The organism is Lacinutrix sp. MEBiC02595 (assembly GCF_053601555.1).
The window spans coordinates 1-248 of sequence record NZ_JBSHNU010000070.1; the positions used below are offsets into that span (position 1 = coordinate 1).

Sequence of the window (248 nt, forward strand, 5' to 3'; positions counted from 1 at the left end):
GGGTTTCCATCTTCATCGGTGTAAGTTAATGTTCCGTCATTATTATCCACCAATGTTGTTAAAGCTTCCAGGTTTGCTATGATTGCAGATAAATCTAATTGTGTAGTAACGCCATCTTCATCCGTATAATCGATGTTTGTATTATCTGTGTTTAAAGCAATGGATGTTAATGTTTCCAAGTTAGCAACATCTAAAACAGTCGGGTTTCCATCTTCATCGGTGTAAGTTAATGTTCCGTCGTTGTTGTC

At 37.1% G+C, this 248-nt stretch carries 1 pseudogene; it reads right to left on the reverse strand.

Going from position 1 to position 248, the window contains the following annotated elements:
* A pseudogene (locus ACVCZW_RS00300) lies at positions 1-248 on the reverse strand (hypothetical protein); the annotation flags it as partial.